This is a genomic window from Pyxidicoccus caerfyrddinensis, from assembly GCF_010894405.1.
In the GTDB taxonomy this organism is placed as follows: domain Bacteria; phylum Myxococcota; class Myxococcia; order Myxococcales; family Myxococcaceae; genus Myxococcus; species Myxococcus caerfyrddinensis.
Window position 1 is genome coordinate 1 of sequence record NZ_JAAIYA010000087.1, and the last position, 2,098, is coordinate 2,098.

1 protein-coding gene is annotated in these 2,098 nt (G+C 72.6%); it reads left to right on the forward strand.

All coding sequences use genetic code 11. The features are described from left to right. Positions 1 to 2,098, forward strand: a 2,098-nt coding sequence (locus tag G4D86_RS51560; RefSeq protein ID WP_164003075.1) for a condensation domain-containing protein, incomplete at both ends; no start/stop codon positions are given.

Here is a 2,098-nt window from a genome sequence, read left to right on the forward strand (position 1 = left end):
AAGGTGGACCGCAAGGCCCTGCCCCCTCCGCAGTCGGTGTCCTCCTCCCCGGCCGGCACCTACGTCCCCCCGCGCACTCCCACCGAGGAACTGCTGGCCGGCCTCTTCGCCCAGCTGCTGCGCGTGCCGCGCGTGGGCGTCCACGACAGCTTCTTCGAGCTGGGCGGCCACTCCCTGCTGGCCACCCAGCTCGTCTCCCGCGTGCGCTCCACCTTCGGCGCGGAGCTGCCCCTGCGCGCCCTCTTCGAGGCTCCCACCCTCCAGGGCCTCGCCTCCCGCATCGACTCCGCACGCACGTCCGGCCCTGGAAGCCAGGTGCCCGCCCTCGTCCCCCTGCCTCGCACGGGCCCGCTTCCTCTCTCCTTCGCCCAGCAGCGCCTGTGGTTCCTCGACCAGCTCGCTCCTGGCAGCTCCGCCTACAACATGCCCTTCGCGCTGCGCCTGTCCGGCGTGCTGGACACCGAGGCCCTGCGCCAGAGCCTCGAGGCGCTGGTGCACCGGCACGAGTCGCTGCGCACCACCTTCCGCGATGAGCCTGGCGGCTCCGTCCAGGTCATCTCCTCACCCACCGCCCTGCGCCTGGAGCTCGTCGACCTGCGCTCGCTGCCCGCGGAGCCGCGTGAGGCCGAGGCACAGCGGCTCTCCGAGGCGGAGGCCCTGCGCCCCTTCAACCTCTCCACCGGCCCGCTGCTGCGGACCTCCCTGCTGGTGCTCGACGCGCGGGAGCACGTGCTGCTGCTCACCGTCCACCACATCGTCTCCGACGGCTGGTCCATGGGAGTCATGACGCGCGAGCTGGCGCAGCTCTACGGCGCCTTCGCCTCCGGCCTTCCTTCGCCGCTGCCTTCGCTGCCGCTCCAGTACGCGGACTTCGCCGCCTGGCAGCGCCAGTGGCTGCAGGGCGCCGAGCTGGAGGAGCAGCTCACCTGGTGGCGGCATCAACTGGAGGGTGCGCCGCAGGAGCTGGAGCTGCCCACCGACAGGCCGCGCACGCACCGCACCATGCCCCGGGGAGCCCATGCCCCCATCGTGCTCCCGCGAGCGCTCTCCGAGGCCCTGGATGCCCTCTGCCTTCGCGAGGGCCTCACGCCCTTCATGTTCCTGCTGGCCGCATTCCAGTTGCTGCTGTCACGCTATAGCGGCCAGGACGACCTCTGCGTCGGCACGCCGGTCGCCGGCCGCAACCGCGCCGAGCTGGAAGGCCTGGTCGGCTTCTTCCTCAACACCCTGGTGCTGCGCACGCGCCTGGACGGAGACCCCACGGGGCGAGAGCTGCTGACCCGCGTCCGGGAAACAGCCCTGGGCGCCTTCGCCCATCAGCTCATCCCCTTCGAGCAGCTCCAGCCCATGCGCGACCTGCGCCAGGCCCCGCTGTTACAGGTGATGTTCATGCTGCAGAACCTCCCCCCGGCGGAGCCATCCATGCCGGGGCTGGCCCTCCACCCCATGCCCACCCACGGCCGCGTCGCCAAGTTCGACCTGACGCTGGTCCTGTCGCGCACCGGGGACGGCTTCCAGGGTGGGCTGGAGTACGCCGCCGACCTGTTCGACGCGTCCACCGCGGAGCGCATGGCCCGGCACCTGCTCGTGCTGGTGGAGGCCCTCGTCTCGGCCCCCGAGCGCCGGCTGTCCGCGCTCACCCTGCTGGCAGGGGACGAGCGCCGCCGCCTGCTGGTGGACTGGAACGCCACCCGCGCCGCCCTCCCCGAGGCGTGCGTCCACTCGCTCTTCGAGGCCCAGGTCCGCCGTGCCCCGGACGCGCTGGCAGCCTCCTTCGAGGGCGAGTGCCTCACCTACGCGCAGCTCGACCATAAGGCCAACCAGCTCGCCCACGCCCTGCGCCGCCGCGGCGTGGGGCCCGAGGTGCGAGTCGCGCTCAGCGTGGAGCGCTCGCTGGACGTCGTCGTCGGCCTGCTGGGCATCCTCAAGGCCGGCGGCGCATGGGTGCCGGTGGATCCGCTGCTGCCGCGTGAGCGTCTGGCCTTCATGCTGGAGGACAGCGGCGCCGAGGCACTGGTGACGCAGTCCCCGCTGCTGGAGCGCTTCCCCGAGGCGCACCGTGCCCGCGCGCTCTGCCTCGACACCGAGAAGGACGCGC